General features: G+C 69.4%; 22 protein-coding genes and 1 pseudogene. 16 read left to right on the top strand and 7 right to left on the bottom strand.

Features of this window, described 5'->3' with window-relative positions:
• Window positions 1-9 precede the first annotated feature (9 nt).
• Complete coding sequence (locus MHA02_RS20545; RefSeq protein WP_147082247.1) at window positions 10-1,542, top strand: ATP-binding protein; 1,533 nt, start codon at window positions 10-12, stop codon at window positions 1,540-1,542.
• A gap of 180 nt (window positions 1,543-1,722) precedes the next feature.
• On the opposite strand, the gene MHA02_RS20540 is transcribed toward MHA02_RS20545, so the two are convergent.
• The gene (locus tag MHA02_RS20540) at window positions 1,723-2,604 is read right to left on the bottom strand and encodes an isoaspartyl peptidase/L-asparaginase family protein (RefSeq protein ID WP_147082245.1); all 882 of its coding nucleotides are present in this window, start codon (window positions 2,602-2,604) and stop codon (window positions 1,723-1,725) included.
• 131 nt (window positions 2,605-2,735) lie between these two features.
• Window positions 2,736-2,948 carry a hypothetical protein gene (locus MHA02_RS20535; RefSeq protein ID WP_147082243.1) on the bottom strand — a complete coding sequence of 71 codons (213 nt, stop codon included), beginning with the start codon at window positions 2,946-2,948 and terminating at the stop codon, window positions 2,736-2,738.
• A 169-nt stretch (window positions 2,949-3,117) separates the two neighbouring features.
• Here MHA02_RS20535 and MHA02_RS20530 point away from each other — a divergent pair, with 169 nt between their 5' ends.
• The 7 genes and pseudogenes from MHA02_RS20530 (at window position 3,118) to MHA02_RS20500 (ending at window position 10,800) form a co-directional block, all read left to right on the top strand.
• Complete coding sequence (locus MHA02_RS20530; RefSeq protein ID WP_147082241.1) at window positions 3,118-3,492, top strand: YciI family protein; 375 nt, start codon at window positions 3,118-3,120, stop codon at window positions 3,490-3,492.
• Window positions 3,489-4,760: an RNA polymerase sigma factor gene (locus tag MHA02_RS20525; RefSeq protein WP_147082239.1), complete on the top strand. Its 1,272-nt coding sequence runs from the start codon at window positions 3,489-3,491 to the stop codon at window positions 4,758-4,760. Before MHA02_RS20530 ends, MHA02_RS20525 begins: the two co-directional genes overlap by 4 nt.
• A 127-nt stretch (window positions 4,761-4,887) precedes the next feature.
• Window positions 4,888-5,295, top strand: a pseudogene (locus MHA02_RS20520) (DoxX family protein); the annotation flags it as partial.
• Window positions 5,296-5,393: 98 nt separating this feature from the next.
• The gene (locus tag MHA02_RS20515; protein WP_147082235.1) at window positions 5,394-6,107 is read left to right on the top strand and encodes a DUF899 domain-containing protein; all 714 of its coding nucleotides are present in this window, start codon (window positions 5,394-5,396) and stop codon (window positions 6,105-6,107) included.
• 363 nt (window positions 6,108-6,470) lie between these two features.
• Window positions 6,471-8,606: a TonB-dependent siderophore receptor gene (locus MHA02_RS20510; RefSeq protein ID WP_147082233.1), complete on the top strand. Its 2,136-nt coding sequence runs from the start codon at window positions 6,471-6,473 to the stop codon at window positions 8,604-8,606.
• A gap of 129 nt (window positions 8,607-8,735) precedes the next feature.
• Window positions 8,736-9,917, top strand: coding sequence for a PepSY-associated TM helix domain-containing protein (locus MHA02_RS20505; protein WP_147082231.1), 1,182 nt, complete (start codon window positions 8,736-8,738; stop codon window positions 9,915-9,917).
• A 79-nt stretch (window positions 9,918-9,996) separates the two neighbouring features.
• Window positions 9,997-10,800 (top strand): DUF502 domain-containing protein, encoded by an 804-nt coding sequence (locus MHA02_RS20500; protein WP_238180523.1) that lies wholly within the window; start codon window positions 9,997-9,999, stop codon window positions 10,798-10,800.
• A gap of 39 nt (window positions 10,801-10,839) precedes the next feature.
• On the opposite strand, the gene MHA02_RS20495 is transcribed toward MHA02_RS20500, so the two are convergent.
• Window positions 10,840-11,166, bottom strand: a complete 327-nt coding sequence (locus tag MHA02_RS20495) for a hypothetical protein (RefSeq protein ID WP_147082227.1) — start codon at window positions 11,164-11,166, stop codon at window positions 10,840-10,842.
• Window positions 11,167-11,500: 334 nt separating this feature from the next.
• Complete coding sequence (recG, locus tag MHA02_RS20490) at window positions 11,501-13,627, bottom strand: ATP-dependent DNA helicase RecG (protein WP_147082225.1); 2,127 nt, start codon at window positions 13,625-13,627, stop codon at window positions 11,501-11,503.
• Window positions 13,628-13,801: 174 nt separating this feature from the next.
• Between recG and MHA02_RS20485 the strand changes: the two genes are divergently transcribed.
• From MHA02_RS20485 to mfd, 3 genes are all read left to right on the top strand, one after another.
• Window positions 13,802-14,152 (top strand): 4-fold beta flower protein, encoded by a 351-nt coding sequence (locus MHA02_RS20485; RefSeq protein WP_147082223.1) that lies wholly within the window; start codon window positions 13,802-13,804, stop codon window positions 14,150-14,152.
• A gap of 244 nt (window positions 14,153-14,396) precedes the next feature.
• The gene (locus MHA02_RS20475; RefSeq protein WP_147082221.1) at window positions 14,397-14,693 is read left to right on the top strand and encodes an FAD assembly factor SdhE; all 297 of its coding nucleotides are present in this window, start codon (window positions 14,397-14,399) and stop codon (window positions 14,691-14,693) included.
• A gap of 79 nt (window positions 14,694-14,772) precedes the next feature.
• Window positions 14,773-18,360, top strand: a complete 3,588-nt coding sequence (gene mfd / locus MHA02_RS20470) for a transcription-repair coupling factor (RefSeq protein WP_147082271.1) — start codon at window positions 14,773-14,775, stop codon at window positions 18,358-18,360.
• A 55-nt stretch (window positions 18,361-18,415) separates the two neighbouring features.
• Here mfd and MHA02_RS20465 read toward each other — a convergent pair whose 3' ends face one another.
• From MHA02_RS20465 to MHA02_RS20455, 3 genes are all read right to left on the bottom strand, one after another.
• Window positions 18,416-18,757, bottom strand: a complete 342-nt coding sequence (locus MHA02_RS20465; RefSeq protein ID WP_147082269.1) for a hypothetical protein — start codon at window positions 18,755-18,757, stop codon at window positions 18,416-18,418.
• Window positions 18,758-19,030: 273 nt separating this feature from the next.
• Window positions 19,031-20,362 (bottom strand): AMP-binding protein, encoded by a 1,332-nt coding sequence (locus MHA02_RS20460; RefSeq protein WP_147082219.1) that lies wholly within the window; start codon window positions 20,360-20,362, stop codon window positions 19,031-19,033.
• A gap of 89 nt (window positions 20,363-20,451) precedes the next feature.
• On the bottom strand, window positions 20,452-21,498 hold the full coding sequence (locus MHA02_RS20455; protein ID WP_147082217.1) for a hypothetical protein: 1,047 nt from the start codon (window positions 21,496-21,498) through the stop codon (window positions 20,452-20,454).
• A 299-nt stretch (window positions 21,499-21,797) separates the two neighbouring features.
• Here MHA02_RS20455 and MHA02_RS20450 point away from each other — a divergent pair, with 299 nt between their 5' ends.
• The 5 genes from MHA02_RS20450 (at window position 21,798) to MHA02_RS20430 (ending at window position 25,833) form a co-directional block, all read left to right on the top strand.
• Complete coding sequence (locus MHA02_RS20450) at window positions 21,798-22,049, top strand: acyl carrier protein (RefSeq protein ID WP_147082215.1); 252 nt, start codon at window positions 21,798-21,800, stop codon at window positions 22,047-22,049.
• Window positions 22,050-22,060: 11 nt separating this feature from the next.
• On the top strand, window positions 22,061-23,941 hold the full coding sequence (locus MHA02_RS20445) for an HAD-IIIC family phosphatase (RefSeq protein WP_147082213.1): 1,881 nt from the start codon (window positions 22,061-22,063) through the stop codon (window positions 23,939-23,941).
• Window positions 23,942-24,203: 262 nt separating this feature from the next.
• Entirely contained in the window at window positions 24,204-24,980 is a 777-nt protein-coding gene (locus tag MHA02_RS20440; protein WP_147082267.1) for an invasion associated locus B family protein, read from the top strand.
• Window positions 24,981-25,228: 248 nt separating this feature from the next.
• A complete protein-coding gene (locus MHA02_RS20435; RefSeq protein ID WP_147082211.1) occupies window positions 25,229-25,480 on the top strand; it encodes a DUF4926 domain-containing protein in 252 nt (83 codons plus the stop codon).
• Window positions 25,477-25,833, top strand: coding sequence for a DUF6883 domain-containing protein (locus MHA02_RS20430; protein ID WP_147082209.1), 357 nt, complete (start codon window positions 25,477-25,479; stop codon window positions 25,831-25,833). The genes MHA02_RS20435 and MHA02_RS20430 overlap by 4 nt, the downstream gene beginning before the upstream one ends.
• The last annotated feature ends 1 nt before the right edge of the window (window position 25,834 follow it).

Here is a 25,834-nt window from a genome sequence, read left to right as displayed (position 1 = left end):
GAACACCGTATGAAGATCGAGATCGTCCTCGGCGACGTCCTGGTGAAGGGGGCTCAGGCCGAGCCGGCCGTCATGGACATCGAGGAGCTGCTGGCGACGCGGCTTCTGGTCCAGGGCAATTCCGGATCCGGCAAGTCGCACCTGCTGATGCGCATCCTGGAGCAGAGCGCCGGCACGGTTCAGCAGATCATCGTCGATCCGGAAGGGGATTTCGTCTCGCTGAGCCAGCGCTACGGCCACGTCGTGATCGACGCGCGCCGGGGCGACGTCGAGCTCGAGACCATCGCGCTGCGCGTGCGCCAGTCCCGCGTCTCGGCCGTCCTCGACCTGCAGAATCTCGAGGTCGAGGGGCAGATGCGGGCCACCGGCATCTTCCTCAACGCCCTGTTCGACGCCGACCGCGAGCACTGGCATCCGGCCCTCGTCGTGGTCGACGAGGCGCAGCTCTTCGCCCCCGTCGAGAAGGGCGAGTTCTCCGAAGACGCCCGCCGGCTCTCCCTCGGCGCGATGACGAACCTGATGTGCCGCGGCCGCAAGCGCGGGCTGGCGGGTATCATCGCGACGCAGCGCCTGGCCAAGGTCGCCAAGAACGTCGCCGCGGAAGCCTCGAACTTCCTGATGGGACGCACCTTCCTCGACATCGACATGGCTCGGGCCGGCGACCTCCTGGGCATGGACCGGCGTTCGACCGACATGTTTCGCGATCTCGGCCGCGGCCACTTCATGGCGCTCGGACCCGCGCTCTACCGGCGTCCGACCCAGCTGAAGGTCGCCTCCGTCGCGGCCAGCGCCCTCGGGAGTGCGCCCAAGCTCACACCGCCACCGAGCGAGGTCACGCGGGAGGAGCGCGAGGCCCTGCTCGCCCCCGTGCCGATGGCGGCAGTCCGTCCGCTGGCGGAGCGCCGCGCGGCCGTGCCGCCGCCGCCCTCCGTCAACGACATGCTGCAAAAAATCGCCGAGCGGCGCGAGGCCGACGAGGCGGAGCATCCGCCGATCCCCTCGATGCCGGCCGAGGAGCGCGAGGCGATCCTGCGCGCGATCGTCCAGGAGATCGTCGCCAACCCCGACAACGCCTTCGCCGACGAGCAGAAGCTCTTCAACGAATTCTCCTACGCCCACCGCTTCAAGCGCCTGCCGGGCCACGCCGACCGCGAGGAATTCCGGCGGCTCCTCGCCTTCGCCAAGGCCGGCGCCGACACCATGGACGCCTCGGACGAGCGCTGGCGGCAGGCGCTCGCCGCCGCCGAGGATGTGCCGGTGGAGGACCGCACGCTGTTCCTGCTGTTCGCCCGCGCCGCGATGAACCGGGCCGAATGTCCGCCCGACGCCACCGTGGCGCGGATCTGCGGCACCCGCTCGGCCGGCCGCGCCCGCGGCATGATCTCGTTTCTCGAACGCAAGGGCCACATCGCCGTGCGGGCGGGGTTTCGCAATCTCCGCACCGTGGCGATCCCGGCGCTCGGCTGGGAGACGGCGCCGGGCGATCCCAATGCGCCCGACGCCCCGTCCGACGAGGCACGGATGGCGGCGGCGGCGGAGTAGGGGCTTCTACGGTCCCCGCTCGATCGCCTCGGACCCCTCCTCGTCCTTGCGAGCGCAGCGAAGCAATCCAGGTCCGACACGCCGACGTTTGAGCGTCGGCCCTGGATTGCTTCGCTGCGCTCGCAAGGACGGCTGAGTCGGTGGCCTACGATGGCCCGAACCCATCGACCGGCGAAAGAATCAGAACGCCCCGACCTCGATCCGTCCGTCGCGGTGCAAAGCCGCGCGCTTCAGGCCCGCGGAATTGAACCGCATCACGACGTGGCCCTCCGCGTCGATGGCGATCATGCCGCCCTCGCCGCCGAGCGCTGCGATGTCGGCGAGCGCGCCCCGGGTCGCGTCCTCCAGGCTCTCCCGGCCGAAGCGCATCCGCATCGCCACCTGGGCCGCGGCGGCGGTGCGGATGAAGTATTCGCCCTGTCCGGTGCTCGACACCGCGACATGGCGGTCGGCCCAGACCCCGGCGCCGACAAGGGGCGTGTCGCCGACGCGGCCGTGCAGCTTGCCGAAGACGCCGCCGGTGGAGGTACCCCCGGCAAGCCGGCCTTGCGCATCCCGGACCACGCAGCCGACGGTGCCGTGCGCCAGTTCGCCCGGCGGCGGCAGGCCGCCGTCGAGCCCGGCATGGGTGAACCAGTTCTCGCGGTCATCGATGGCTGCGAGACCTTGCTCGTGCGCGAACGCGGCGGCGCCGTCCCCCGCCAGCAGGACATGCGGGGTCGCCTCCATCACGGCGCGCGCCGCCAAGATCGGACTCCGAAAGCCCTGCAGCGCCGCGACCGCGCCGGCCGCGCCAGTGGTACCGTCGACGAGGCTCGCATCGAGTTCGTAATGGCCGGCGCCGTTGGGAGACGCCCCCCGGCCGGCGGCGTAGAGGCCCGAGGCCTCCAGGGCCGCGATCGTCTCCACCGCGACGTCGAGGGCGGAGGCTCCGGCCAGCAAGCGGTCCCGGGCCGCCTCGACGAGCCCCTGCATGTGCGGGATCTCGCGGGCATAGTCGCGACGCCGGTTGGCGATGGCTCCCCCGTGCAGCGCCAGGGCGATCGGCTGGTTGTCGCTCATCCGGGATGTCCTCGTGCCGGGGTTGCGGCACGCCGGGTGCCGTCGGCCGATCCGGCGCGTCGCCTATCACGCGGCAGCGACGATGAGCAGGGCCGGGGGCGGGCATCCGACACCGACGATGCAGTGTGCCGCTAGCGGCATCGCAGCAGGCCCACGATCCCGAGGCAGCCGGAGGTGAGCCCGCCATGGGACCCGGCCCCGGCCGCGAAGGCCCCGTAGGACACCACGGGCGGCATGATCCGCGGCGCGTCCTCCGTCGCCACGACGACCCCGGCGCAGACCAGTCCGAAGGCGAGAACCAGGATCTCGTGGGTGCGGAGGCGGCTCCGCCGGGGAGGGGGCATCGATCGGTCTCCTGCAGGCGGAGACCATGTCTAGGAAGCGATTGTTGCGGAATTATGTGGGAACTTTGCCCACATAATCTCAGCGGCCGACGGCGGAGCGACGTTTTTGCACCCCCGTGTCGGCAGCGGCTAGTCTCGTCCGTCCTCGGGACGAAACGGGATTGCCGCGATGCTCTACGCCATCCTTTGCTATCACGACGAGAATGCGGTCTGCGCCTGGAGCCGGGAGCAGGACGACGCGGTGATGCAGCGGCTCGCCGTCGTTCAGGAACGGTTGGCCCGCGAGGGCCGGCTCGGGCCGGTGGCCCGGCTGATGCCGACCACCGCCGCCACCACGTTGCGCAAGGACCGCGAACCGCCCCTCGTCATCGACGGCCCCTTCGCCGAGACCAAGGAGCAGCTGCTCGGGTTCTACCTCGTGGAGGTCGCGGGTCTGGAAGAGGCGCTCGCCATCGCGAAAGAGCTCGGCATGGCCAATCCCGGCGGCAGCTACGAACTGCGCCCCGTCGCCAACTTCTTCGATGCGAAAGCCGCAGGACCATGAGCGATCTCGACTGGATCGAGCAGGCGCTGACCGGGGCGCGCCCCGTCGCCGTTGCCGCCCTGCTGCGGTATTTCCGCGATCTCGACACGGCGGAGGAGGCCTTTCAGGAGGCCTGTCTCCGGGCGCTGGCGAACTGGCCGAAGAACGGCCCCCCGCGCGACACCGCCGCCTGGCTGATCCTGGTCGGGCGCAATGCCGGGGTGGACGCCGCGCGCAAGCGCAGCCGGCTCGAAGCCCTGCCGGACGAGGAACGACTCTCGGATCTGGAGGACGCGGAGAGCGCGCTCGCCGAACGTCTCGACGGCGCGGCGTACCGCGACGACATCCTGCGGCTGCTGTTCATCTGCTGCCATCCGGACCTGCCGCGCACGCAGCAGATCGCGCTCGCCTTGCGCATCGTCTCCGGCCTGTCGGTGGCACGGATCGCCCGCGCGTTTCTCGTCGGCGAGAGCGCGATGGAGCAGCGCATCACCCGCGCCAAGGGGCGTGTGGCGAAGGCCGAAGTTCCGTTCGAGGCGCCGGGACCCGCTGAGCGCGCCGAGCGCCTCGCGGCGGTGGCGGCCATGCTCTACCTCGTCTTCAACGAGGGCTATTCCGCCGGCTACGACCAGACTGCGGCACGCGCGCCCCTCTGCGACGAGGCGATCCGCCTCGTCCGGCTGCTGCTCAGGATCGTCCCGGCGGAGCCCGAGATCATGGGCCTCGCCGCGCTGATGCTGCTGCAGCATGCGCGCACCGCCGCCCGCTTCGACGCCCACGGCGCCGTGGTGCTGCTGGAGGACCAGAACCGCGCGACGTGGGATCGCGGCATGATCGGGGAAGGCCTCGCCCTCCTCGACAAGGCGATGCGCCACAACCGGCCCGGCCCCTACCAGATTCAAGGAGCGGTCGCCGCCCTCCACGCCTGCGCGGCAACGGCCGCCGAGACCGACTGGCAGCAGATCGACCACCTCTATGCGAGCCTGGAGCGGATGCAGCCCTCGCCCGTGGCGACGCTCAACCGGGCGGTGGCCGTGTTCAAGGCGCGCGGTGCGGAAGACGCACTCGCGCTGATCGCGCCTCTGGAAAGGGACCTCTCCGGCTACTTCTACTTCCACGGCGCCCGCGGCGCCTTCCTGAAGGAACTCGGCCGGAGCGAGGAGGCCCGGATCAGCTTCGACCGGGCGATCGCGCTCGCCGGCACCGCAGCGGAGGCGGCCTTTATCCGGATGCAGCTCGACGGGTTGGGGGTGATGCCGCCGGCGGCACGCGCCGTATCGATCGCTTGATCCGGCACCGCGCCACCCGGGTGCCGATGGTCCCTCGTGATTGCCCGGTCTGTCGGGACGAGCCTTGGCGGCACGTTCTCGGAGCGAGCAGGCCGCAGCGCGCCGCGCCGGAACGAGGGACATTTCCATGCGGACCGAGGCAGCACACACGGATGGTTCGCGAACCATGACGCTCACCGGCCGCGTCATGAGCGGCCTCGTGATCGCCTTTCTGCTGTTCGACGCCGGCATCAAACTCGTGCCGATCGCGCCCGTCACCGAGACGCTGACGCAACTCGGCCGGCCGGCGAGCGAGGCGATGGCGCGCGGGCTCGGCATCGTGACGCTCGTCTGCACGCTGCTCTACGCGACGCCGCGGACGTCCGTGCTCGGGGCGATCCTGCTCACCGGCTATCTCGGCGGGGCGATGGCCACGCATCTGCGCGTCGGGAGTCCGGTCGTCAGCCACCTGCTGTTCGGGTTCTATCTCGGGCTGCTGCTGTGGGGCGGCCTCTACCTGCGCGAGGCTCGGCTGCGTACGCTGATTCCGATTCGTCTTGAAATTCCCAGTCGCCGGCCTGTCGGGATTCCGAGCCCTCGCCCGTCCTTGCAGCGCGGCCCGGCATTTCACCGCCCGAGACAAGGAGGATAGCGATGACCCGTCCCACCATCGTCGACCGCGATACCTGGCTCGCGGCCCGCAAGGCACTGCTGGCGCAGGAGCGTGATCTCACCCACCGGCGCGACGCCCTCAGCGCCGCGCGTCGCGAAATGCCGTGGGTCCGGGTCGAGACGGATTATGCCTTCGACACGCCGGAGGGCCGCAAGGGGCTCGGCGCGCTGTTCGCGGGCCGGAGCCAGCTCGCGGTCTATCACTTCATGCTGGCCCCGGATTCCGATCACATCTGCCCGGGCTGCTCGCTGATCGGCGATCATGTCGACGCCGCCCGGCAGCATTTCGAGCAGGCCGACCTCGCCTTCTGCGCGATCTCGCGGGCACCCCTCGAGCGGATCACGGCAGTGAAGCGGCGGCTCGGCTGGCGCTTCCCCTGGGTCTCGGCGGGCGACGGTCCGTTCACCGCCGATTTCGGCGTGTCCTTCCGCAACGGAACCGGCGCGAGCTACAATTACGGCGACGAAGCCTCCAATGCCCCCGATCTGCCCGGGGCGAGCCTGTTCGCCCGCGACGAGACGGGTGCGGTGTTCCACACCTACTCGACCTACGCGCGCGGCCTGGAGACCCTGGTCGGCGCCTTCAACTGGCTCGACCTCGCCCCGAAGGGCCGCAACGAGACCGCCACCATGAGCTGGGTGCGGCTGCACGACGAGTACGACGGCGCCCCGGCCCGCGGTTCGTGCTGCGACTGAAGGAGGCTTCAGAGCCGCATGGGCGTCGACCCGGACGCCCGTGTCCCGGCCGCCACAGCCGTCGTCGAACCGTCGTGCCGGTCGGCGGCCCGCATCGAGACCGAGCCGAAAATGCACGCAATCAACGGGAACCCAGACCAAAGGATTTACTGACTATAATCATCAATATTTGATCGATAATTGACCAGAAGCTCAATCCGGATCATTAGAATGATTATAATTATAAGATTTTGCAGCTGATACAACTATAAATGCATTTGACCGCCCACGAAGCCGTGACTTACCGCGGCGGGCGATGGAGGCGTCCAGGCGGCATCGGGATCGGCCCGGCGCGCGACGTATCCGCCGGACAGGCACCACACCATGTCGAGGACGATCACCGCCGGGGCCTTAGGTGCCGGAGCCTTGGCCGCCGCTCTGATGCCGGCCCTGGTTCTGCCGGCCAGTGCGGAGGGACCGAGCGATCCGGTGATCGCCCTCGACGAACTCTCGGTGAGCGGCGACGGGAAGGCGGTCTCGCGCGGCTACCAGCCGGTGCGCTCCTCGATCGCGATGGGCACCGAGACGCCGATCATCAGGATCCCGCAGGCGGTGGCCGTCGTCACCGAGCAGGCGCTGCAGGACCAGGCAGTGCGGACCCTGGACGAGGCGCTCTACAACGTCTCCGGCATCACCCAGACCAACACGCTCGGCGGCACGCAGGACGCCTTCATCCGCCGCGGCTTCGGCGACAACCGCGACGGTTCGATTCTTCGCGATGGGTTGAGGACGGCATTGCCGCGCTCGTTCATGCCGACGACGCAGCGCGTCGAGGTGCTGAAAGGCCCGGCCTCGGCCCTCTACGGCATCCTCGATCCGGGCGGCCTCATCAACATCGTCACCAAGAAGCCGCGCTTCGAGCAGGCGGGCTACGTCGAGGTGTTCGGCACCAGCTTCGACGGCGGGGGGATCGAGGCGGATCTGACCGGGCCGATCGCGGGCACCAACCTCGCCTATCGCTTCATCGCGCAACATCGCAATGCCGAGTACTGGCGCAACTTCGGCACCCAGAACCAGCAGGTCGTCGCCCCCTCGCTGACCTGGCAGGGCGACGACACCCGGGTGACGGTCTCCTACGAGTGGTCGCACTACAAGTTCCCGTTCGACCGCGGCACGATCTTCGATCTGCGCAGCGGCAAGCCGGTGAACACGCCGCGCGACCGCCGCTTCGACGAGCGCTACAACATCACCGCGGGCGAGAACCACGTCGCCGGGCTCGACATCGCGCACGATCTCGGGGCGGCCTGGAAGGCGAACCTGAACTACGCCTTCAGCAACAACTTCTACCAGGACAACCAGGCCCGGGTGATCTCCTACAACCCGGCCACCAACGCCCTGGTGCGCCGGGCCGACGCCACCCAGGACTCGAACTTTTCGGTGCATTCGGGCCGGCTGGACGTCACCGGCAAGGAAAGCCTTTTCGGAGTTGAGCACGACCTCCTGGTCGGCGCGTCGTACGACTATTCGGACGTTCTGCGCACGCGGCTGATCCGCGGGCCGAACAGCACGCGCTTCGACATCTTCAATCCGGTCTACGGCCGCCTGCCGCAGAGCTTCGCCGTCTCGGCCGTCGACAGCGACCAGCGCGAGCGGATCTCGACGGCCTCGGTCTACGCGCAGGACACGATCGCGCTGACCGAGCAGCTGCTGCTCGTCGGCGGCCTGCGATACCAGGATTTTTCGCAGATCGCGGGCAAGGGCCGGCCGTTCAACACCAACACCGACGTGTCGGGCGGCCGCGTGGTGCCCCGCCTCGGCCTCGTCTACCTGCTGACCCCGAGCCTGTCGGTCTACGCGTCCTACAGCCAGACCTTCCGGCCGAACTCCTCCATCGCCAGCGCCATCGGCGCGCTGCCGCCGGAGGAGGGCGAGGCCTACGAGGTCGGCCTGAAGGCCGAGGTCTTCGACGGCATCACAGCCACCGCCGCGCTCTACGACATCGACAAGGCGAACGTGCTCTACACCGAGGTGATCGGCGGCATCTCGTTCAGCCGTACCGCCGGCAAGGTGAATTCGCGCGGCTTCGAACTGGACGTGGCCGGCCAGATCGCGCCGGACTGGAGCGTCATCGCCACCTACGCCTATACCGACGCGGTGGTCACCGCCGATCCGACGCTGAGGGGCAACGAGCTGCTCAACGTGGCGCCGCACACCGCGTCCGTGTTCCTGACCCACGATTTCGGCCCGGTCGGCGACGGGCGCTTGCGGGCCGGCATCGGCGGACGCTACGTCGGCGCGCGGCCGGGCAACGCCGTCAATACCTTCCGGCTGCCCGACTATGCGGTCGCCGACGCCTTCATCGCCTACGACACCACGGTGCACGGCCAGCCGACGACCCTGCAGCTGAACCTGCGCAACCTGACGGACACGACCTATTACAGCTCCTCCATCGGCACGAATCTCGGCGTCCAGGTCGGCGAGCCCTTCCAGGCCATCGCCTCGGCCCGCGTCTTCTGGTGAGGCGATGTGCTCTCGGCCAACGACCGTTGGCTTCGACTCTTCCAGCGATCGGCCGTTGGCAAGCGCGACTGCGCGCCGCCGCCCGTGCGGCGGACGGCCCTCGGGACGTCAGTCACGGGGGCCACTAAGATGATCCTGCGAACGATCCTGTTCCGCCTGCACTGGGCGCTCGGCCTCACGGCCGGGCTGGTGCTCGCGCTGATGGGCGTGACCGGGGCGCTGATGAGCTACGAGGAGGCGATCACCGACCTCCTCAACGCCGACCGCGCCGTGGTCGCCGTGCGCGAGCGCCCGGTCCTCGGCCCGCAGGCGCTGGTGGCGGGCCTCGAGGCGGCGTGCCCGCCGCTGAAGGTCAACGCGCTGACGTTTGCCGGTGAGCCGGGCCGGGCGGTGCGCGCCCGCTTCGTCTACGACGCGAAGACCGGAGCGCGTCCTCCTTCCGTCTATCTCGACCCCTATGACGGCGTGCAGCTCGGAGAGGCACGCGGCGAAACCACCTTCGCGACGATCCGCGAGCTGCACCGCTGGCTGCTGATCCCCGGCGAGGGCAAGGGCTGGGGCCGGCAGATCACCGGCGCCTGCGCGCTGGCGCTCCTCGTCTTTATCGCCACCGGCCTGTATCTGCGCTGGCCCAAGATCCATCGCTGGCGGATCTGGCTGAAGCCGAACCTCGCACGGCCGGGCCGGGCGCGCTGGTGGTCGCTGCACACGATCGTCGGCACCTGGATGCTGCCGGTCTACCTCGTGATCGCGCTGTCGGGCCTGTGGTGGTCCTACGACTGGTATCGCACGGGCGCGACTTGGCTCCTCACCGGCAGGGCGCCGGAGGCGAAGGCGGGCCGGGTGCTCGGCCGCAAGGGGCCGGACGGGCAGCCGGCCCTCGACGCGGCCTGGACCGCCTTCCGGCAGGGCGAGGGCAGGGCGGCGGCTTTGGCCATCCTGACCCTGCCGGGTCCGGACGCCACCGCGATCCGCATCCGCTGGCTGGCCAGGGACGCCGACCATCCGAAGGCGCGCAACGAGATCACCTTCGATCCGGCGACCGGCGCGGTGCTCGGATCGAAGCGCTACGACGACAAGCCGCTCGGCCAGCGTCTCGCCGACAACATGCTGGAGGTGCATCGCGGCCGCTTCTTCGGCGACGTCTTCGCCCTGATCTTCGCGCTCGCCGCCCTGGCGATGCCGCTCTTCGCAGCCACAGGGATCACGCTCTATGTGTTGCGCCGGCGTGCGGAGCGCCGGCACGCCCCGAGCCCGACGCGGGCCGGCGGCGCAGGGCTCCCGGACGATTGGGCACGGCCGCGCTCTTGAGGCGCGTCGGGCGACCGGCTACCTCTGAGCGGGGGACCCGACGGCGCACGTCCGGCATCCCATGGTCCAGAGTACATCCGTGGCGCCAACCATCACGCCGATCCCGGAGCCCGATCCCGTCTCGCCCAAGAAGCGCGTGAGCGCACGGGGGCGGCTTCGCACCTACTTCCTCACCGGCATCATCGTCGCCGGGCCGCTGGCGATCACGATCTACATCACCTGGTGGATCATCGCGCTGATCGACGGCTGGGTGAAGCCGCTGGTGCCGGCGAGCTACCTGCCCGACCACTACCTGCCCTTCTCGATTCCGGGCCTCGGCCTCGTCATCGCCTTCGTCGCGGTGACGCTGCTCGGCTTCCTCACGGCGAACCTCGTCGGTCGCTCGGTCGTCGAGTTCGGCGAGGTGCTGCTCGCCCGCACACCGGTGATCTCCGGCCTCTACCGAGGCCTCCGCCAGATCTTCGAGACGCTGTTTTCCGCCAACGGCACCTCCTTCCGCACCGTGGGGCTCGTCGAGTTTCCGGTTAAGGGCACGTGGTCGGTGGTGTTCCTGTCCGCGCCCGCCGGGGTCGAGGTGCAGGCGGCGCTTCCGAAGGGCGACGTGACGGCGGAGGGCACCGGCGGCCACGACTATGTCGGGGTCTTCCTGCCCTGCGCCCCGAACCCGACGACGGGCTTCTTCTTCTACCTGCCGCGCTCGGAGGTGATCGAGCTCGCCATCAGCGTCGACGATGCCGCCAAGCTCGTGATGTCGGCCGGGGTGATCCAGCCGGAGGACCCGCAGGGCCGCCTCCAGGCCATGGCCGCCTCGCTGCGTCCGGGGCAGGTGGATGCGCCGGACAACGAAAAGGCGCGCCGGGAGCCGGCGCGCCAAGAGGCATAGATCAGCGGTGGGGTGAGGGCGCCGGGCGCCCTCGCTGCGTCAGTGGCTGACGGTCAGCGCGGCCTTCTCGACGGCGATCGTCGGCGGAGTCGCGTCGGCGATCTGACCCGTGGACGGGTGCGAACCCGAACCGACCCAACCCGTGGTCATCTGCGCCGTCAGCAGAAGGGCCAGCACGGCGCAAAGCGCGTTCGCAGCGATCTTGAAGGGACGGGCCGACTGGCGCACGCCGGCCATCAGCTCCTCGGAAGAGGGCGCGGCCGCGATCGTGTCGCTGATCGGAAGCAGCCACGGCTCGTTCGGCAGAGCGCTCGCGTAGCCCATTTCGTGGGCACCCGGCAGATTCTGGAACAGTCCGTTCGACATGGTCGGTCTCCCGATTCGTCTGTGGCAGCCCAATGTGACGGGCCTTTCGTTCATCTCCAGTTAAGCCGGTAATACGTTCATTTCAAGTTCATGAAGGCCACACTGCCTGTCCCGCGGCACCGGACGCAGTTCTTGCAGTGCTTCAGGATATTCCTCCAAGTCTCTGAAATTCCGTATCTAAATCAAATTTATCAGATCGCATCAAGCGCTTGGAATGCGGCGCGGGCGCGCAGTCTGCCGCAGCGGAAGACCCGTTCAGGTTCCTGCTGTCTGAACGGGCAGGACAGCGGCGAATCTGAACGTTCTGCAGGCTTTCGTTCACCCGCCGGATACCTCACCCCGCCCCGAGCAACCGGATCGCCGCATCCCGCTCGAAGAGGTACAGCAGCACCCGCAGCGCTTCGCCCCGTTCGCTCCGCAAACCCGGATCCCGCTCCACGATCAGCCGGGCATCGTCGCGGGCGACTTCCAGCAGGTCGCCGTCGCTCTCCAGCCGCGCAAGGCGGAAGGCGGCGAGACCGGATTGGCGGGTGCCGAGCACCTCGCCCTCGCCGCGCAGGCGCAGGTCTTCTTCCGCGATCCGGAAACCATCGTCGGTCTCGCGCATCATTTCGAGCCGCGCCTTGGCGACCTGGCCCAGCGGTCCGCGATAGAGCAGCAGGCAGGACGAGGGTTTTTGGCCACGCCCGACGCGGCCGCGCAGCTGGTGGAGCTGGGCGAGGCCGAAGCGCTCGGCATGCTCGATCACCATGATCGTGGCCTCCGGCACGTCGACGCCGACCTCGACCACCGTGGTCGAGACCAGGATCCGGGTCTCGCCGGAGGCGAAGCGCTCCATGGCGGCGTCCTTCTCCGGCCCCGGCATCTTGCCGTGGATCAGGCCGACGGTGGTGCCGAACTCTTTGGTGAGGTCGTCGAAGCGCTCGGCCGCGGCGGCGAGGTCGATGAACTCGGATTCCGCCACCAGCGGGCAGATCCAGTAGACGCGGTCGCCTGCCTGGAGCGCCCGGTGGAGGCCCGCCACCACCTCCTCCGTGCGCTCGACGGGGATGGTGATCGTCTTGATCGGCTGGCGCCCGGCCGGCTTCTCGTCGAGCACCGAGACGTCCATGTCGCCGAAGAAGGTCAGCGCCAGGGTGCGCGGGATCGGCGTCGCGGTCATCACGAGGATGTCCACCGCCTCGCCCTTGGCCCCGAGCGCGAGGCGCTGGTGCACACCGAAGCGGTGCTGCTCGTCGACCACGGCGACGCCGAGATCGGCGAACACCACGCTGTCCTGGAACAGCGCGTGGGTGCCCACCACGATATCGATGTTGCCCGTGGCGAGGTCGGCCAGCGTCGCACGGCGCTCGGCGACCTTGTCGCGGCCGGTGAGGAGGCGGATGCGCAGCGCCCCGATCAGCGGCGTCAGCCGCTCGAAATGCTGCCGTGCCAGGATCTCGGTCGGCGCCATCAGCGCCGCCTGCCGGCCGACCTCGACGGCCGAGGCCATGGCGAGCAGCGCCACCGCTGTCTTTCCCGAGCCGACGTCGCCCTGGAGCAGGCGCAGCATGCGCTTGTCCGAGGCCATGTCGGCCCGGATCTCGTCGACCGCGCGCGCCTGCGCGCCCGTCAGTGAAAAGGGCAGGGCGGCCTCGATCCGCTCCTTCAGATGCCCGTCGCCGGCATTGGCCCGGCCGGGCTTCTTCCGCGCACGGGCACGCATCAGGGCGAGCGCCAGCTGCGAGGCCAGGAGCTCGTCATAGGCGAGTCTGCGGCGGGCCGGAGTCTGCGGCGGGCTCGCGCCCTCGGCCACGGGGGGCGGGGCGTCTTCCGGATGGTGCTCGGCACGGAGCGCATCCGCGAAGGGGGGAAGCGCGTTCTGCCGCAGCCAGGCCGGGTCCTGCCATTCCGGCAGCACCGGAAGCCGGTCGAGGGCGCTGTGGGCGAGGCGGCTGATGGCGCGCGAGGTCAGCCCCTCGGTGGCGCCGTAGACCGGTTCGACGGCGGGCAGGTCCGAAAAGCCGGCCTCGTCGATGATGCGCGAGGGATGCACCATCTGCCGGTGGCCCTCCCACAGCTCGATCCGCCCCGAGACGTAGCGATGGGCGCCGAGCGGCAGCATCTTCTCCACCCGGGCCTTCGGCATACCGAAGAAGACGAGGCTGACGTCGCCGCTGGCATCCTCGACCAGCACCCGGTGGGCGCGGCGCCCCCCCGTCGGCGGGCGATGCTCGGACACCGTGACGCCGAGCGTCACCGGCTCGCCGATCGGCGCCTGCGCGATCGCGCCGCAGAGGGGCCGTGCGATGCCGCGCTGGGGCAGGTGGAACAGCAGGTCGACGATGCGCGCCGGCCGCTCCTCGGTTCCGAGCAGCCGCTCGATGAGCGGCGCCATCTTCGGCCCAACGCCGGGCAGCCCGCGCGCCGGAGCGAACAGGGCGTCGAGGAGGCTCGGGCGCAGGCGGGGGGCGTCGGTCATGGATTTTTATGAGCGGCGGAGGCGTTCTCTTCCACGATCGGGGTTTCTATCGCGTGAGCGCCGCCGCGTCCCGGCGACAAGTGCGCGATCCCCTGATCCCGGGATCGGAGGATCCGGTGATCCCCTGCATTCCGTGATAGGCTGCGCGTCCTGCGGAAACACGGACGGGCTGTCATGATCGAATTCTTCGACCGCGAGGGCCGGGCCGTGGCCTTCTGCGACGACGGGCGCTCGCTGTTCCTCTGGGACGGCCGCCCCGCCGCCTTCATCCACGACGACGGCGTCTTCGCCTATTCGGGCCAGTTCATCGGCTGGTTCGCAGACGGTTGGATCTGTGACGCGCGCGGCGCGCGCATTCTGTTCGAGTTCGACGCCGTCGGCGGCCCCGAAAAGCCGGCGCGCGGGCCGCGGGCGACGAAGGGGCAGCGCAGCGCGAAGCCCGCCCGCGGCGAGCGAGAGACCGCACCGGCTCATCCGGTGCTGTCTTCGGCGTGGTCGAACGAGACGTTTGCGGGTTTGACGTGAGGCCCTTCGCGCAACGCCCGGCGGTGGGTTAGACTCCGTCCACCGATCGCCCACCCCAGGCCTGCCTGACGTCGCGTCTCCCACCCTCGCTCTCATCCTGACGTGCCGCGCAGCGGCCTCGAAGGATCTTCCAGTGCGCTCGCGGCCTCTGGAGGACCCTTCGAGGCCGCTGCGCGGCACCTCAGGCCGAGGAAGAGGGTTGGACATCGCTCGCCGGCAGCCCCTCAGACCGGAGCCTCACCCCATGTCCGGCACCACCCGCACCAGCGCCGACCTCGACCCGCGCCGCCGCCGCACGCTGTTCCGCGCCTGGCACCGGGGCATGCGCGAGATGGACCTGATCATGGGCCGCTTCGCCGATGCCGAGATCGGCACGCTCACGGAGGACGAGCTCACGGTCTTCGAGGCCCTGATCGAGGTGCCCGACCGCGACCTGCTCGGCTGGATCACCGGCGAGGCCGAGACGCCGGCGAATTACGACACCCCCGTCTACCGCCGGCTCAAGGCGTTTCATCGGCACGATGCGCCGATCCATTCGTGAGGGCATGCGCGACCGCGACCCTTTAAGCCCGCGCCGCCCCCTCACCACGCCGCGCGTTTCGGGCTACATCCCGCCCGACATGGCCAAAACCGCACCCGCTCCCGCCCCGAAACAACAGGTCGCCCGCTTCGCCCTGCCGAAATCCGCGCCCCTGGCAAAGGCGCTGGAGGCGCTGAAGCGCGGCGACAGCCCGACGCTGGGAAACGTCCCGGACGGGTTCGACACCATCGTCGTGGCCGACCTCGCCCGCGCGCTGGCGCAGGGCTTCGAGGGGCCGGCTGTGCTGGTGCACGTGGCGCGCGATTCGAGCCGCTCCAACGCCTTCCAGCACGCCCTGAAATTCGTCGCCCCCGAGATCGAGGTAATGAATTTCCCGAGCTGGGACTGCCAGCCCTACGACCGCGTCTCGCCGAATTCCGGCATCGCGGCCCAGCGCATGACCGCGCTCTCGCGCCTGACCCGCTCGCGCTCCTCGGAGGAGAAGCCGCGCATCCTCTGCACGACGGTGAATGCGCTCGTGCAACGCGTGCCGCCGATGACCCGCATCGCCGTCGAGACGTTCTCGGCCGCCGCCGGCACCATCGTACCGATGGCCAAGGTCACCGAGTGGGTCGAGGCCAACGGCTTCCTGCGCACCGGGACGGTGCGCGACACAGGTGAATACGCCGTCCGCGGCGGCATTCTGGACCTGTCGCCGCCCGGCCTGCCGAACCCGATCCGGCTCGATTTCTTCGGCGACACCCTCGAATCGATCCGCGCCTTCGATCCGGAGACGCAGCGCACCGTCGGCTCGCTCCGCTCCCTCGACCTCGTGCCGATGAGCGAAGTCCAGCTCGTCACCGAGACGATCCGGCGCTTCCGACAGGGCTACATCGCCTCCTTCGGCGCGGCGACCCGCGACGACCGGCTCTACGAGACCGTCAGCGAGGGCCGGCGCTATGCCGGCCTCGAGCACTGGATGCCGCTGTTCTACGACCATCTCGACACGCTGTTCGACTACGTCGCCGGCGTGCCGCTGGTGTTCGACGCGCAGGCCGAGGACGCGGCGACCGAGCGCCTCGCCCTGATCCAGGACTATTTCCACGCCCGCGACGAGGCGCAGAAGACGCCGCAATCCGGCGTCGCCCCCTACAAGCCGCTGCCGCCGCGCGCGCTCTACCTGACCACGAACGAATGGAAGGAGCGGGTCGCGGCGAGCGCCGTCGCCCGGCTGACGCCGTTTGCGCAACCTGAATCGACGGAGCGCGCCGTCATCGACTGCGGCGCGAAAAGCGGAAGAAACTTCGCGCCCGAGCGCGCGGACGAGGCGGCGAGCGTGTTCGACGCGGCAGTGGCCCACATCAAGGAGCTGCAGGGATCCGGTCATCACGTGATCCTCGGATCCTGGTCCGACGGCTCGCGCGACCGGCTCTGCGGCGTGCTCAGCGATCACGGTCTGAAGAAGCCGCTGGAGATCAACACACTCACCGCCGTCAACGCGCTCAAGCGCGGCACCGACGTGGCGGTGGCGGTCTGGGGCTTGGAGTCCGGCTTCGTCATCGACCGGCTCGCCGTCGTCTCGGAGGGCGACATCCTCGGCGACCGGCTGGTGCGCCAGAAGCGCCGCTCGAAACGTCCGCAGGACGTGATCCTGGAGGTGCAGGCGCTGCAGCCGGGCGATCTCGTCGTGCATGCCGACCACGGCATCGGCCGCTTCGTGACGCTGAAGACCGTGCACGCCGCCGGCACGCCGCACGACTGCCTGGAGATCCAGTACGCCACCGGCCTGCTGCTGCTGCCGGTGGAGAACATCGAGCTCCTGACCCGCTACGGCTCCGAGGATTCGGAGGTGGCGCTCGACCGCCTCGGCGGCAGCGGCTGGCAGGCCCGCAAGGCGCGGATGAAGAAGCGCATCCTCGAAATGGCGGGGGCGCTGATCAAGGTCGCGGCCCAGCGTTTCGTGAAGCAGGCGCCCCGCCTTCGTCCGCCGGAGGGGCTTTACGGCGAGTTCGCCGCCCGCTTCGCCTTCGAGGAGACCGAGGACCAGGCCACCGCCATCGATGCGGTGCTCGACGACCTCAACACCGGCCGCCCGATGGACCGCCTCGTGTGCGGCGACGTCGGCTTCGGCAAGACCGAGGTGGCGTTGCGCGCCGCCTTCGCCGCGTCGATCTCCGGCAAGCAGGTCGCGGTGATCGTGCCGACCACGCTGCTGGCCCGCCAGCATTTCCGCACGTTTGCGGAGCGCTTCAAGGGCCTGCCGATCCAGGTGGCGCAGCTCTCGCGCTTCGTCTCGGCTGCCGACATGCGCCAGAACCGGGCAGGGCTTGCCGACGGGACCGTCGATATCGTCGTCGGTACCCATGCTCTGCTGGCCAAGAACATCGCCTTCAAGGATCTCGGCCTGATCATCGTCGACGAGGAGCAGCATTTCGGCGTCTCCCACAAGGAGCGCCTGAAGACGCTGCAGGCCGACGTCCACGTGCTGACGCTCTCGGCGACGCCGATCCCGCGCACGCTCCAGCTCGCCATGACCGGCGTACGCGAACTCTCGATCATCGCCACGCCGCCGGTGGATCGCTTGGCCGTGCGCACTTTCGTGACGCCGTTCGATCCGCTGCTGATCCGCGAAGCGCTGCTGCGGGAGCGCTACCGCGGCGGCCAGTCCTTCTACGTGGTCCCGCGCATCGAGGACCTCGCCGAGGTTAAGCGCTTCCTCGACCGGGAGATGCCCGAGACCACGGTGGCGGTGGCGCACGGCCAGATGGCGGCCGGGCAGTTGGAGGACGTCATGACGGCCTTCTACGAGGGCAAGTACGACGTGCTGCTCTCGACGACCATCGTCGAGTCTGGCCTCGACATCCCCACCGCCAACACGCTGATCGTGCACCGGGCCGACATGTTCGGCCTCGCCCAGCTCTACCAGCTGCGCGGCCGCGTCGGCCGTTCGAAGGCCCGGGCCTACGCGCTGTTCACGACCCCGGCCAACCGCCAGCTCACGGCCCAGGCCGAGCAGCGCCTCAAGGTGCTGCAGACGCTGGACACCCTCGGCGCCGGCTTCCAGCTCGCATCCCACGACCTCGACATCCGCGGTGCCGGCAACCTTCTCGGCGACGAGCAGTCCGGCCATGTCAAGGAGGTCGGCTACGAGCTCTACCAGCAGATGCTGGAGGACGCCGTCACTGCGCTGAAGGCCGGTTACGAGGAGCCGGAGGAGGAGGCGTGGTCACCGACCATCGCGCTCGGTGCACCCGTCACCATCCCCGAGGATTACGTCGAGGATCTCACCGTCCGGTTGGGGCTCTACCGCCGCCTGTCGACGCTGGAAAACGACGCCGAGCTCGAGAGCTTCGGCGCCGAGCTGATCGACCGCTTCGGCAGGCTGCCGCCGGAGGTGGAGCAGCTCCTCAAGATCGTGACGATCAAGATCCTCTGCGTCGCGACCAACATCGAGAAGGTCGAGGCAGGCCCGAAGGGCATCGTCGTCCACTTCCGTGAGCGCAAATTCGCCAACCCGCAGGGGCTCATCGCCTACGTCACCCAACAGGCCTCTTTCGCCAAGGTCCGGCCCGACATGAGCATCGTCTTCATCCGCGAGCTCACCTCGATCCCGGCGCGTCTCAAGGAGACGACCGGGATCCTTCGCAGTCTCGCCAAGATGGTGGGGACGGGGAAGAAGGCGGCGTGAAACGAATAAGGCGAGCCTCGCGGCCCGCCCGTCATCGTTCCGTTGCGATCAGACTTTACAGATCCGGCTCGTTGAGCACGTAAGGGCCGATGCGGCTCCTGAGATCGACCGGAGCGCCGACGCGGGCCAGCGCGTCGTCCATGTCGATCACCGGGATGCCGCCGCGCTTCATCTGCTCGCGCAGGCGGTCGGCGAGCCGCTGATACGCGGGATTACCGCGGTTGGAAGACTGAAGCAGGACGGCGGCGGGACGCGCGATCACCGCGAGAACGTCATCGAACGCCTCGATCGAAGCGGTGACGCTGGCGTAACCGAGCCCCGCAAGGTCGGCAGCCAGAGAATGGTCGACGGCGCGAAAGCCATCGTCGACAACGAGCACTTGTTGCAGCGCACCCATGATCGTCGCTGATACCCCAGATCGGCAACCCTGGGAAGGGCCGCACCGCAACAACTCGCATGGGCCGAATTGGTTCGCCGGCCCCATCCACAGGGCGGAGGATGCCGCGTACGCGATGAGCGCGCGGTGAACCGGCTGGACCGATTGCCCGTCGTCTTCGGCCGGGCAACGGCGCGGCCTGCCGCGATCGCCTGATCCCGCTCGGGAATCGCGGCGGCCGGCAGCCAAACGCCGCGGGCTCGGTGATCGTGAAGAGGGTGTGGCGGGTCGGCGTCAGGCCGAGGCGAACGCGGCGGACATGCCATCGCCGCCGGATCTCGCAGCCGCGATGATCTCCGTCGCGAGACCAGCCGAGACCATCGGCGCGTAGGGCGTCGTCCGCCAGGATTGGACCGGCTCGGCCAGCGGAATGCCGCGTTGCAACGGGGCCGAGGCGCAGGCTTGTCCGCGGAACGCGAGGCGGCCTTCCTCGTCGCGGCGGATCGCCATCACGGTCTCGGGCAGGCCGAGGCGCTCGGGTGCCGCCAGCACCAGGGCGAGGTCGCGGCCGGTACCGCGCCGGCCGGAGACGATCGCGGTCTCGTCGAAGGCGACCGTGTCGATCACGGTGTCGTGGCGCAGGGCCTGGTCGGGCCGGCGGCTGCGATTCGGGAAGCGGACCGGGGCCCGGTGCGCGAGGCCGATCGAGCGCAGGCTCGCGGGCAGGGCGCGGCCGACGAGGTTGGCTTCGAGGAAGCCGGGGACGACGAGATGGGTCGGCACGTCGCGGGCGAGCGCCGTGGCGAAGGCGGCCCCGTCGAAGAGCGGCAGCATCTCCAGGCCGGCTCCGGAGACCAATGCCGCGACGAGCCCCGTGACGAGCCCGCGCAGGTCGTGCGGGGCGGCGAGGCTCAGGATGCGCTCGTCCGGCCCGACGCGTGTCGCCACGAGATGGGCGGCAGCGGCCGCGACGAGGGCGCCGCCGCCGCGATGGATCGGCCGGCCGGGATCGCCGGCGGCGAAGCTGATGATGCCGCCGGAAACGGCCGGCGACACAGGTACGGCTTCGTCCGCCGCGGCACGCTCGTCCAGGACGACGCGGTCGAGGTTGATCACCCCGTCCGGCACGTCCGGCCCGAAGGCCGCGACGTAGCGCAGGCCGAAATAGCGGGCGGCGACCGCGCAGAGCCGTTCGGCCGGAGCGGCCGTGCCGAGACGGGCCTGCGTCAGGACGGCGGAGACCCCGGCACCCTGGACGGCCGCGACGAGGCTGTCCTCGTCCCACGAGACCGGCAGGAGGCAGGGGACGTGGCCGGCGGCCTCCACCGCGAGCAGGGCCAGGGCGTTCTCGGCGCTGCCGGGCAGGCACAGGCCGACGCGGCTGCCGGGCGGCAAACGCCAGCCGCGCAGGCCGCGAGCGAGGCGATCGACGATCTCGGCGGCGGCGGCATAGGTCCAGGTGATCGCCGGCCGTCCGCTCCAGAGCGGCTTGTCGGCGGGGTCGACGAGGGCGACGCGGTCGGGATGGCGGCGGGCGGTCAGGCGCAGCAGCGCACCGAGCCCGATCTGCGCCAGCACGGGCGCCCGCAGCGCCTCAGCCTCCGTGACAACCCAATGCGCAGACACCTGGACGCATCCCCGACCCCATCCGCGGTGATGGAGCCGTCATGGTTAATCACGGGTTAAAGGCCGGCCTCGGCGCAGGGCAGGTTCGTTCATTTCGCCCAGCTCTTCGCCACCGACTTACGAATGGCCTCGCTCATGACGATGTCGAAGTTCAGGAAGTCCTGAACGTCCCGCAGGGGCCGCAGCCGATCGGCGAGGGCATAGACCTCCGGGGCGATCAGGGTGGGCGAGGGCACCGGGGCATCGATGCCCAAGCGGTCGAGCACCGTCGCTGCGAAGGCCTCGAAGTAGTCGCGGTGGCCGACGATCGACACCCGCGAAAGCACCTCCACCGCGATGATGGAGTTGGCGGGCAGGATGCGGTCTTCGGGAAACCGCGTGCCGAGCAGCCGGGTCAGCGGGTTGTAGAGCAGGCGATAGGCCGATTCCGGCAGCATCCGGAAGAATCGCCTCAGGCTCTTCGCATCGGCATAGTCGTAATCGGCGGTGAACCGCGCCGCCTCCGCCAGATCGCCCAGGCGCCAGCTCTGGGCGGGATCCTGGGCGAGGACCGCACGCGCGCGAAGCCAGAGCATCCGGCTCGCCATCTCGACGAAAGGTTCCTGGACGAGCAGCATCGTCAGGATGTCCTGCAGCACGAAATGCGATTCGTAGCGCGGATAGACCAGCGCGCCGGACATGAAGCAGGAATCCAGGGTCGGGGTGTCGAACAGGACCGACAACACCTGCTCGGAGAATTTCCCGATGCCGAAATAGCTCTGCTGGAAATGCGGGTAGAGCGCCGCCTGCAGCACGGTCTCGGGATGGATGCCGGTATTCACCAGCACCACCTTCAGCCGGCACAGGTTCTGATCGGGAATGCGGCGGTGGACGAGGATGTTGGTGTCGACGTCGCGGATCTCGAGCCTGGGAAGCGCGGCGAGCCCCGGCACGTTCTGCTCGTTCACCTGGAACCGGCATTGTCCTGTCGCGTGCAAGCCGCCCTCCCGCAGCTCCGCGATGATCTCGGTGGCCGGGATCTCGGCCACCCGCCTTCCATCGACGGAGACGTGGATGCGGCTGATCGCCAGGGGGTTGTCCGGGACGACCCATCCGTGGATGACGTCGCCTCGGTCGGCGTCTACGAAAAACCGCATGCCCTTCCGAGCGACTCCTCTGGTCCGACACTAGGAGCCGCGCCCGATCGCCGCGCGATCGGGAATGGCTCTAAGCCCTTGTTTCGACGCTCAGTCTTGCGATGAACCCGTCTCCGCTCCGTCGGAGCGCGCCCCGGGAGCCGTCGATCGGTTCGAAGGCGGCCCCGGACCGGCTGAGTGATAGCCCGATTCGTCGGCCGGCGCATGCCACAGAAATGCTGCCGATCCAACGCAGAGGCCGCGTCGCCACGAACAGCCGGCCCGCGATCCGGCGGGACGCGCACCGGAGTTCTCTCTCCATGAACCAAGACGCCATCTACGAACGGCTCACCGCGGTGTTCCGCGACGTCTTCCAGGACGAGGCGCTGACGATCGCGCCCGAGACGACGGCGCAGGATGTCGCCGGATGGGATTCGGGCCGGATGATCGAACTGATCATGGCGGCGGAATCGCAGTTCGGCATCCGCTTCACGAGCCGGGAGGTCGACGCCATGGCCCGCGTGGCCGACTTCGCGGAGACGATTGCCCGCAAGACCGCAGGGCAGGGCTGACGGGCGGACAGATGCATCTCTCCTGGCTGCCCGAACCGCGCGACTGGACACGCAATCTGGCGGCCCTCGGTGCGCCGGATGCTCCCTGGGCGGCGTTCGTCCGGCTCGCCGAGACGCGGCTGGACGCCCTCAAAACCAATCAGCTCGACCGCGCCCTGCAGAAGCGCCTGGCGCACGCCTCCGAGGGCTTCGGGCCCCCGCCGATGCGACTCGCCGTCCTGGCGTCCTCGACGGTCTCGCACCTGCTGCCGGCGATCCGCGTCGGCGCCCTGCGCAGGGGGATCCGGCTCGCGACCTACGAAGCGCCCTACGGCTCCTATCTCCAGGATGTGCTCGACGAAGCGTCGGGGTTGCACGCCTTTCGGCCGGACGAGATCCTGTTCGCGTTCGACACGCCTCACGTCACCCGCGGGATCGACCCGACTTCCGACGCCGCTTCGGCCGGGGCGGCGCGCGCCGCGGCCCTGGCGGCGATGCGCGACCTCTGGCGGCAGGCCCGTACGCGGTTCCGCTGTCCGATCCTGCAGCAGACCCTGCTCCCGACGGCCCTGCCGCTCCTCGGCGCGAACGAGCATGCGCTTCCCGGCTCCCGTGCCCGGGCCACCGTTCTGCTCAACGCCGAGATCCGCGAGGCGGCGGTCGAGGACGGCGTCGAGGTCTTTGCCCTCGACGACATGGCCGCGCGCTACGGTGTCGCGGCGTTGCACGATCCCGTCTGGTGGCTGCGGGCAAAGCACGCGGTCAGCGCCGCCGCGGCCCCGATCTACGGCGATCGGCTCTCCCGGCTGCTCGCCGCGCGAAAAGGCCTGTCGCGCAAGTGCCTTGTGCTCGATCTCGACAACACGCTCTGGGGTGGGGTGGTCGGCGATGATGGGCTGGCCGGACTCGCCCTCGGCCAGGGCAGCGCCGAGGGCGAGGCGTATCTCTCGCTGCAGGCTCATGCCCGCGACCTGGCGGCACGGGGCGTCATCCTGGCCGTCGTCTCCAAGAACGACGAGGCCAACGCATTCGAGGTGTTCGAGCGCCACCCCGAGATGCTGCTGCGCCGTGGCGACATCGCCGTCTTCCTGGCGAACTGGGACGACAAGGCCCGGAACCTTCGGCGCGTCGCCGCGACCCTGAACATCGGCCTCGAATCCCTGGTCTTCGTCGACGACAACCCGTTCGAGCGCGAACTCGTCCGTGCCGAACTGCCCATGGTCGCGGTGCCGGAACTGCCGGAGGACCCGTCCGGCTACGCGCCCTGCCTCGCGGAGGCCGGCTATTTCGAGGCCCTCGCCGTCACCGACGAGGACCGGGCCCGCGGCCGACATTATGCTGCACATGCCGTGCATCGCTCCGCACTGGCGGACGCGGCGGACCTGCCGGCCTACCTCGCCGGCCTCGACATGCGCCTGGTCGCCGCCCCGTTCGACCGGATCGGTCTCGCCCGCATCGTCCAGCTCACCAACAAGACCAACCAGTTCAACCTGACCACCCGCCGGACGACCGAGGACGAGACACTGGCGCTGATGGCGGATGGCGACGTCCTTTGCCGGCAGTTCCGCCTCGTCGACCGTCTCGCCGACAACGGCATGATCGGCCTCGTGGTCGGCCGCCTGACCGGCACGGGCGACTGCGTGATCGAGTCGTGGCTGATGAGCTGCCGCGTGCTCGGGCGCGGGGTCGAGGCGGCGATGCTGGCGGTGGTCGCACAGGCGGCGGCGGGCATGGGTGCGAACCGCCTGATCGGTCTCTACAGACCGAGCGCGAAGAACGGCATGGTCCAGGGCCACTACGCGGGGCTCGGCTTCGCCCAGCTCGGGTCGGACGCGGACGGCATCACCCGCCATGGCCTCGACCTGTCCGCCTACGTCCCGCAGCCCGGTTCCATCCGGATCGAGAACCTCTGAGCTCTTCCGATTCAACGGGCATCCGTGTACGGCGCAGGCGTCATGCCTTCGCCTCATTACGGGGGGAAAGCAGGCCGCGTGATCGTTCGACCGGGCAACGGGTTACCCGCAGCCCTCGAAGATCCGATGCTTCGGGATGGGACAGGCCCATCGCCGGTCCGTCGGATCGCATCGGTCCCGCTGCTCTTCGGACAGCCGCGTGCGTCACGAAAGCCGCACCACGAAGCGACGATTCGAATCCGTTGAAGGGGTCATGAAGCCGATGTTCTCTGCAAACCGTCCCGCGCGCCCGCTGCGCACAGCCGCGCTCATCGCCCTGGCGGGCCTCGGCGCCGGCCTTGCCAGCCCGGCCTTCGCCCAAGCCAACAAGAAGGCCGCCCCGGCGGCACCTGCGCCCGCCGCTCCGGCGCCGGCCGCGCCCGCCGGCCAGCCCCAGCAGGGCGCAGCAGCGCAGGCCGGCCCGCAGATCATCACCGTCAAATCCGAGCCGAGCCAGGACAAGTGGACCAAGGTCTGCGGCAAGGACAACAATTCGGGCACCGACGTCTGCTACACGACACGCGACTTCGTCTCCGACAACGGCCAGCCGGTCCTCGCGGCCGCCGTCTACGACATGAAGAACGCGGCCCAGAAGCAGGAGGTCAAGGTCGTCCGCTTCCTGCTGCCGCTCGGCCTGATGCTGGCGCCGGGCATCCGCTTCAGCATCGACGGCAAGGAGCTCACCGCCGGCAAGTTCGCGGTCTGCTTCCCCAACGGCTGCTTCGCGGAAGCCGGCGGCGTCTCGCCGGAATTCATCGCCGCCCTCAAGAAGGGCACGCTGCTGAACGTCGCGGTGCAGAACCAGACTCAGAAGGAAGTCATCTTCGCGGTGCCGCTCGCCGGCTTCGGCACGGCCTTCGACGGCCCGGCCGTCGATCCGAAGGTGCTCGAAGAGCAGCAGAAGAAGCTTCAGGCCGAGCTCGAGAAGAAGAGCGACGCCATGCGCAAGAACCTCGAGAACGGCGCCACCGCACCGGCCGCCAACGCCGCACCGAAGTAAGGTATCCTCGGATCGGCACGCCTCGCCCGGCGGGCGGATGGAATCGAAACGAAGGCCGGGCAGTCGATGCCCGGCCTTCGTTTGGCACGACCGGGGGCCTCGATCACGGAAGCGGCAGCGAAGGCCAGCGCGTCCCACCCGTTCACCTCATGACTTCAACGCCATATCAATCTGGTGTCGGATTTCTACATGCGGTACCGTACATCCTGAGGTCCGCACCTTAGCTACGCCGCTTGAGGTAGAGGTCGATGTCCGTCGAGTTCGCCTACCGGATCCAGCACACGACGCCGCAATCGCTCCTTCGGGAGCTCGACGACGTCGTGCTGATGGTCGCCGTGGTAAGCGACGACGGCGACGCGATCCCGGCCGGTACCGAAGGCACCGCCGTCAGCGTTCACGATGGCGGCCAGACCTGCGTTGTCGAGTTCGCCGAGCCTGAAGGGGCACTCGCAACCGTCGAGCTGCACGAGATACGACCCGTCGAGCGCGCGGCCCTTTGACAGGCCAGACGGATCGCGTCGGCTGGATCATCGACGCCCCGAAGATCGCGCGGTATCTCCTCGACCTCTCTCACCCGATCGGAGGCCCGAAGGCGAAGTTTCTTCTCCGTTTCGGTTTCACACCCCAGGATCCCAACGCGCTTGTCCTCGCCCTTGTCGCGCACGCCATGGGCAACCTGCCCGGCGTGAAGAAGGATCAGCCGAAAGGACCGCCTCGCATCATATTCGAGGGTACGGTCACGGCGCCGGACGGGCGCGACATGCCTCTGAGAACCGTGTGGGAGCCGAGTGATTCACCGCCCGAAATGCGCTTCGTGACGCCCGTCCCTCTCACCCGTCGCAAGACGGGCTAGC

It is taken from the genome of Methylobacterium haplocladii, assembly GCF_007992175.1.
In the GTDB taxonomy this organism is placed as follows: domain Bacteria; phylum Pseudomonadota; class Alphaproteobacteria; order Rhizobiales; family Beijerinckiaceae; genus Methylobacterium; species Methylobacterium haplocladii.
This window is presented reverse-complemented; position numbering and strand designations above follow the sequence as displayed.

Bases quoted from the DNA above. Each gene is read 5' to 3' on its own strand.
- MHA02_RS20545 (WP_147082247.1), top strand. From the start codon at position 10: ATGAAGATCGAGATCGTCCTCGGCGACGTCCTGGTGAAGGGGGCTCAG.
- MHA02_RS20540 (WP_147082245.1), bottom strand. From the start codon at position 2,604: ATGAGCGACAACCAGCCGATCGCCCTGGCGCTGCACGGGGGAGCCATC.
- MHA02_RS20535 (WP_147082243.1), bottom strand. From the start codon at position 2,948: ATGCCCCCTCCCCGGCGGAGCCGCCTCCGCACCCACGAGATCCTGGTT.
- MHA02_RS20530 (WP_147082241.1), top strand. From the start codon at position 3,118: ATGCTCTACGCCATCCTTTGCTATCACGACGAGAATGCGGTCTGCGCC.
- MHA02_RS20525 (WP_147082239.1), top strand. From the start codon at position 3,489: ATGAGCGATCTCGACTGGATCGAGCAGGCGCTGACCGGGGCGCGCCCC.
- MHA02_RS20515 (WP_147082235.1), top strand. From the start codon at position 5,394: ATGACCCGTCCCACCATCGTCGACCGCGATACCTGGCTCGCGGCCCGC.
- MHA02_RS20510 (WP_147082233.1), top strand. From the start codon at position 6,471: ATGTCGAGGACGATCACCGCCGGGGCCTTAGGTGCCGGAGCCTTGGCC.
- MHA02_RS20505 (WP_147082231.1), top strand. From the start codon at position 8,736: ATGATCCTGCGAACGATCCTGTTCCGCCTGCACTGGGCGCTCGGCCTC.
- MHA02_RS20495 (WP_147082227.1), bottom strand. From the start codon at position 11,166: ATGTCGAACGGACTGTTCCAGAATCTGCCGGGTGCCCACGAAATGGGC.
- recG (WP_147082225.1), bottom strand. From the start codon at position 13,627: ATGACCGACGCCCCCCGCCTGCGCCCGAGCCTCCTCGACGCCCTGTTC.
- MHA02_RS20485 (WP_147082223.1), top strand. From the start codon at position 13,802: ATGATCGAATTCTTCGACCGCGAGGGCCGGGCCGTGGCCTTCTGCGAC.
- MHA02_RS20475 (WP_147082221.1), top strand. From the start codon at position 14,397: ATGTCCGGCACCACCCGCACCAGCGCCGACCTCGACCCGCGCCGCCGC.
- mfd (WP_147082271.1), top strand. From the start codon at position 14,773: ATGGCCAAAACCGCACCCGCTCCCGCCCCGAAACAACAGGTCGCCCGC.
- MHA02_RS20465 (WP_147082269.1), bottom strand. From the start codon at position 18,757: ATGGGTGCGCTGCAACAAGTGCTCGTTGTCGACGATGGCTTTCGCGCC.
- MHA02_RS20455 (WP_147082217.1), bottom strand. From the start codon at position 21,498: ATGCGGTTTTTCGTAGACGCCGACCGAGGCGACGTCATCCACGGATGG.
- MHA02_RS20450 (WP_147082215.1), top strand. From the start codon at position 21,798: ATGAACCAAGACGCCATCTACGAACGGCTCACCGCGGTGTTCCGCGAC.
- MHA02_RS20445 (WP_147082213.1), top strand. From the start codon at position 22,061: ATGCATCTCTCCTGGCTGCCCGAACCGCGCGACTGGACACGCAATCTG.
- MHA02_RS20440 (WP_147082267.1), top strand. From the start codon at position 24,204: ATGTTCTCTGCAAACCGTCCCGCGCGCCCGCTGCGCACAGCCGCGCTC.
- MHA02_RS20435 (WP_147082211.1), top strand. From the start codon at position 25,229: ATGTCCGTCGAGTTCGCCTACCGGATCCAGCACACGACGCCGCAATCG.